The 5,425-nt window shown below is 68.4% G+C and carries 5 protein-coding genes; 1 reads left to right on the forward strand and 4 read right to left on the reverse strand.

Annotation, left to right across the window (positions count from 1 at the left end; genetic code table 11):
- Positions 1-142: 142 nt before the first annotated feature.
- Both P409_RS25445 and P409_RS25450 read right to left on the reverse strand, forming a co-directional pair.
- Positions 143-1,945 (reverse strand): methanol/ethanol family PQQ-dependent dehydrogenase, encoded by a 1,803-nt coding sequence (locus P409_RS25445; protein ID WP_034845033.1) that lies wholly within the window; start codon positions 1,943-1,945, stop codon positions 143-145.
- A 568-nt stretch (positions 1,946-2,513) separates the two neighbouring features.
- Positions 2,514-2,984 carry a hypothetical protein gene (locus P409_RS25450; protein ID WP_034845034.1) on the reverse strand — a complete coding sequence of 157 codons (471 nt, stop codon included), beginning with the start codon at positions 2,982-2,984 and terminating at the stop codon, positions 2,514-2,516.
- Positions 2,985-3,130: 146 nt separating this feature from the next.
- Here P409_RS25450 and P409_RS25455 point away from each other — a divergent pair, with 146 nt between their 5' ends.
- Positions 3,131-3,478 (forward strand): hypothetical protein, encoded by a 348-nt coding sequence (locus P409_RS25455; protein WP_034845035.1) that lies wholly within the window; start codon positions 3,131-3,133, stop codon positions 3,476-3,478.
- A 159-nt stretch (positions 3,479-3,637) separates the two neighbouring features.
- Here P409_RS25455 and P409_RS25460 read toward each other — a convergent pair whose 3' ends face one another.
- Together P409_RS25460 and P409_RS25465 are read right to left on the reverse strand one after the other, a co-directional pair.
- Positions 3,638-4,444: a quinoprotein dehydrogenase-associated SoxYZ-like carrier gene (locus tag P409_RS25460; RefSeq protein WP_161790471.1), complete on the reverse strand. Its 807-nt coding sequence runs from the start codon at positions 4,442-4,444 to the stop codon at positions 3,638-3,640.
- 168 nt (positions 4,445-4,612) lie between these two features.
- Positions 4,613-5,425 (reverse strand): quinoprotein relay system zinc metallohydrolase 2 (locus tag P409_RS25465; RefSeq protein ID WP_034845037.1); only part of this gene is annotated, 813 nt, incomplete at its 5' end.

The following is a 5,425-nucleotide window of genomic DNA, read 5'->3' on the forward strand; positions in this document are numbered from 1 at the left end:
CAGGCTGCCGGTCAGGGCGGCGTGGAGCAGGAAGGCACGGAAAGGCATCCTCGATCCTCTCGGATGGTCAGGCACGGCGGTCGGCAGGGTAAGGAAAGAAAGAGGAGGCGGGCCGAAGCCCGCCTCCAGGCGCAGGGAGGCTTCAGTCGGGAAGGGCGAACACAGTGAGCGTTCCGCCCAGCTGGGTGTACTGCGACAGCGACTGATAGGCGCCGACCGCACCGAGACCTTCGTTCGGGTTGGTCAGGCCGGCCGCCATCCCGATGCCGGCCCAGCCGCCGACGCCGGACAGCACGGCAATGTACTGCTTGCCCTTGCTGGTATAGGTGTTGATGTTGCCGATGATCCCCGAGGGGGTCTTGAACTTGTACAGCTCCTTGCCGGTCTTGGCGTCGACCGCCTTCAGGTAGCCTTCCAGCGTGCCGTAGAAGACGACGCCGCCGGCGGTGGCGAGCGCACCGCTCCACACCGAGAACGGCTCCGGGATCGACCAGGCGATCTTGCCCTTCTCCGCGTCCCAGGCGATGAAGTTGCCGAGGTTGGTGCCGCCCGGCGCCGGGTACATGCTGAGGGTCGCGCCGACATAGGGCTGGCCCGCGGTGTAGGCCACCTTGTACGGCTCGTAGTCCATGCAGACATGGTTGGTCGGCACGTAGAACAGGCCGGTCTCGGGCGAGAACGCCGCCGGCTGCTGGTCCTTCGATCCCAGCGCCGCCGGGCAGATGCCCTGCGAGTTGACGTCCTCGCCATTGGCCTCGGTCGAGAACTTCTTGTCGCGCACCGGCAGGCCGGTCTTCAGGTCGATCTTGCTGGCCCAGTTGACCGCCGGGTCGTACTTCTCGGCCACCAGCAGCTCGCCGGTCACGCGGTCCAGCGTATAGCCGAAGCCGTTGCGGTCGAAATGCACCAGCAGCTTGCGGTCCTTCCCGTCGAACTTCTGGTCGGTCAGGATCATCTCGTTGACGCCGTCATAGTCCCACTCGTCATGGGGCGTCATCTGGTAGACCCACTTCGCCATGCCGGTGTCGGCGTCACGGGCGAAGATGGTCATCGACCACTTGTTGTCGCCGGGGCGCTGCACCGGGTTCCAGGTGCTGGGGTTGCCCGAGCCGTAGTAGATCAGGTTGGTCTCGGGGTCGTAGGAGATCCAGCCCCAGGTGGTGCCGCCACCGATCTTCCACTGGTCGCCCTGCCAGGTCGAGGTGCCGGAGTCCTTGCCCACCGGCTTGCCCAGCTCGGTGGTCTTCTGCGGGTCCATCAGCGTGTCGGCGTCGGGCCCCATGGAATGGGCCTGCCAGACCAGCTTGCCGGTCTTGATATCGTAGGCCGAGAGATGGCCGCGGACACCGAACTCGCCGCCGGAATTGCCGATCAGCACCTTATCCTTGACCACCAGCGGGGCCGAGGTGCCGGTCTCGCCCTTGGTCGCGTCGCCGTCCTTGGCGCTCCACACCACCTTGCCGGTCTTGGCGTCCAGCGCCACCAGCGTGGTGTCGGCCTGGTGCAGGAAGATCATTCCCTCGCCATAGGCCACGCCGCGGTTAACCGTGTCGCAGCACATGACCGGGATGACATTCGGGTCCTGCTTCGGCTCGTACTTCCAGACGATCTTGCCGTTGTCGGCGAGATCGAGGGCGTAGACCGTGTTCGGGAACGGCGCATGGACGTACATCATGTCGCCGATCACCAGCGGCCCGCCTTCATGGCCGCGCAGCACGCCGGTGGAGAAGCTCCAGGCCGGCTGCAGGTTCTTCACATTCGCGGTGGTGATCTGCTTCAGCGCGCTGTAGCGGGTGTTGGCGTAGTTGCCCGCCGGCTGGGTCCACTGGTTGGGGTCCTTCTCCAACTTCAGCAGATCGTCATTGGCCGACGCGACGGTCGGCAGCGCCGCCAGCGCGAACACGAGCGCCAAGGCGGACCCGGAAATGCGCAGCAATCTGGGCATTCATTATCCTCCCATTGATCGCGATGCAGGATCCGCGGCGACGCCGGGAATCCGCCTCGACGGTCGTTCACCCCATCGGGCCCGGTCGTCATGGCCTCGTGCCCGGGCCCATCGGAACTTCGTTTGAAGACGACCGCCGCTACTTTGCGGAAACAGCCAAATTTCAGTCAATTGCAAACACGCAAAAAGGCATTGTTCTTTGGTATGAAGGCAATATTTCGCATGCGCGAAATCGATTATCGGCTTGTACCAAAGTACAATATCCGAGTATTGTCACGACATTCCCACCAATACTTCGGGACCTCGCCAGCCCCATGGGCGCGGCTGTGCAGTCAAGCCGGCATCCGGACCGGACGGTGCGGCGCAACAGGCGGCGGCCGGCCCTTCTGATCGGCCCGGCGGCAAATATTCCGCCGTCACAGCCGCCGCAGATCCAGTTATGCGCGACGGGCTTTCGCCGGCCCCGCCGATGCTGCGGCGGGCGCCCCAGGGGCAACGGACCGATTCCCGCCGCGCCGCGCGACCCCGGCCGGGGTCTCGACCCGGACACAGGCCTGGCCGGCAAGCGCTATCCCGGGGCATCGGCCGGCGCCGCCTGGCCCGGGCGGCAGGGCGGGATCATCGGATGCGTCCCGAGACGGGCCAGCCGAATCGAGAACTCCCGCATGTTCGGGGCCGTGTCGCGGAGCCACCGGTACTGCACGTCATAGGCCTCGCGCTCGCGTTCCAGCCAGGCGGCGCAGTCGGCGGCCGGGGCGCCATGGGCGGCGGCGCGCTGCAGGAAATGGGTCAGCTCATGCACCAGGATGCTGGTGTCGGCCGGGTCGACGCCGATCCGCAGCGTGTCGTCCAGCGCGATGGTGCCGCCCGGCTCGGCGAAGCCCATCACGGCGCAGGGATGGGTGCAGGCCATCGCCTCCAGCTGCGCATGCGGCAGCAGGACCACGGCGGGCGGATCGATCGGCACCGGATAGCCGGTGTAGCCGTGGACGACGGAGAGGAGGCTGGCGACCAGCGCCGCCGGCACCGCGCCGGTCATCGGGCGGGGCCCCGCAGCGGCATCATCACCCTCCCGGATCGGCCCTCCGGGCCTCCTGCCCGCCCCGTCTCGTACTTTGGGAGCAATTGACCCGCCGCAGGCTCTTTGCTGTCCTGGCCGCCCGACGCGTCTTCGGAGCCTCCGCCATGAAGGGCTGCGCGGTTCTCGCCCTCCTCGCCCCGGCCATCCTCGCCATCGTCCTGCCCGGCCCGGCCCGTGCGAACGACTACCCGACTCCGGTGGTGGCCGATTACGTGATCGGCTGCATGGCCAGCAACGGCGAGACGCAGGAGATGCTGCAGCGCTGCTCCTGCAGCATCGACGCCGTGGCCTCGATCATGCCCTATGACGACTACGAGAAGGCCGAGACGGTGCTGCGCATGCAGTTCGCCACGGGCGACCAGGCCGGCATCTTCCGCGAGATGACGGCGCTGAAGACCATGGTCGACACGCTGCGCCTGGCGCAGATCGAAGCCGATTTCCGCTGCTTCTGAGAGCTCTTGCGAGACCGCTACTGGCGCGGCCGTCTGATGGCGGTTTCTCCGCTTCCGGTGCTCACGGACTATAACGTCCGCTGCGCTCCGGTTCTCGAAACCGCCACCAGCCGACTCACGCCAGCGCGGTCTCGCAAGGGCTCTCGTCCGCACGCCGCCTCACATCGTCGCCGGCACCGGCCAGGCTTCCGTGAACACGGCGCCGTCCGAATCCTTGGCCGTGGCGCTCAGCCGGCCGGTCCCGGTCGGGGTGAAGCTGAACTCCACCATCGGGTTCTCGCTCAGCGAGATGTTGCCTTCAACCTGCAGCAGCCGGGCGCCGTCATAGCTGACATCGATGCTCTCGACGAATCGCGCGGGCACGTAGGTGCGCTTGATCTGGTCCATCTGCATGCCGGAATAGTTCGGATGCCGGATCAGCAGCTCCACCCGGCTGGGCTCCCCGATCTGGACGGCGTCCAGGTTCTTCGTCCGCATCTCGCCGAGATGGACCATCGCGTCGTCCGGCGTCTTCAGCGCAGGCGCGGAGCAGCCGCCGGCCGCCTTGACGAAGGCGGCGGCCACGAACAGCGACCCGTCCGCGGTCTCGGCCACGGCGTGGATGTTGGTGTATTCGTTCACCCGCACCCGCGTGCCGATGGTCGGGTCGGCGATGCCGTCGCCCAGCCGGAATACGGCGGCGACCGGGGCCGGGTTCTTGTCGATCACCAGGGTCACGGCGCGGATCCGCCCGGCCGGCATGTGCCCGCCGTCGAAGCGGACCGTGACCGGCACCACCGCGGCGTCATAGGCGCGCTGCGGCGCCTCGACCCGCATGAAGGCGCTGCCGTCGGCCACCGCCTTGTCGCCGAAGATCGCGGTCTTCAGGTCGGGCCAGGGATCGTCGTCCGCGGCCCGCGCGGGGCCGGCCAGGGCGACAAGGGCCATCAGGGCGCCCAGCGCCAGCGCGGCGGCGTGCTTTTGCATCATGTCCTCCCTTCGCCGTCCTGGAGTCTGATCCGAAACTCGGTCCGGTGAGTCGGCTGGCGTGGCTTTCGAGAACCGGAGCGCAGCGGACGTTTGGGTCCGCGAGCACCGGAAGCGCAGAAAGCCGCGTCAGACGGCCGCCGGGGCGGGTTTCGGGCAGGCTCCGGTCTATTCCCATTCCAGCTCGGTATACGCCGTGGCGACATTGCGGTCGTTGTAGTCGTCGAACAGCAGCCAGCGGCCGCGCTCGGACCGGCCGACCGTGGCCACCGCCTGGTCCAGGCTGCGCCCGGCGGCCAGCGCCGCCCGCGTCTCGTCCAGGATCAGGCGAAGATAGCGCTCCTCGTCCTCCAGCGCATCCGGCCAGGGGGCGGAAGCCGGCCCATGGCCCGGCACCACCCGCCGGATCCCGGCTTCCCGGCGCAGCCCGGCGATGGCGTCGAGCCAGCCGCGCAGCGACCCGTCGATCGCCGGCACGCGCTGCAGAAACACCAGGTCGCCGGCGAACAGCGTGCCGGTCGTGCCGTCGAGCACGGTGAGGTCGGCATCGGTGTGTGCCGGCGGCCAGGCCTTCAGCTCCAGCGTCCGGCCGCCGAGATCGAGCGACAGCCGGTCGCGCACCAGCAGCGTCGGCTGCAGGATCGTGGTGCCCGCGGCGGCATCGCCGAGGGCCCGGCGCAGGCCGTCGAGATAGGGGTCGGCGCGGGCATCCAGGCCGCGGGGCAGGTTGGCGTGGCCGACGATCGTGGTGTCCGGCCCGGCGAAGGCGGCATTGCCCAGGACATGGTCGGGATGGAAATGGGTGTCGATGGCGTAGCGGACCGGCAGGGGGGTCTGGCGCCGCACCGCCGCCAACAGCCGCCGCCCCTCCGCGGCGCTGCCGCCGGTATCGACCACCGCCACCGCCTCGCCGCCGACGATGAAGCCGAGGTTGGCGATGGCCCCGAGATTGGCCGCGGTCGCCTCCTCATGGGCGCCGTG

Source organism: Inquilinus limosus MP06 (assembly GCF_000767795.1).
GTDB lineage: Bacteria > Pseudomonadota > Alphaproteobacteria > DSM-16000 > Inquilinaceae > Inquilinus > Inquilinus limosus_E.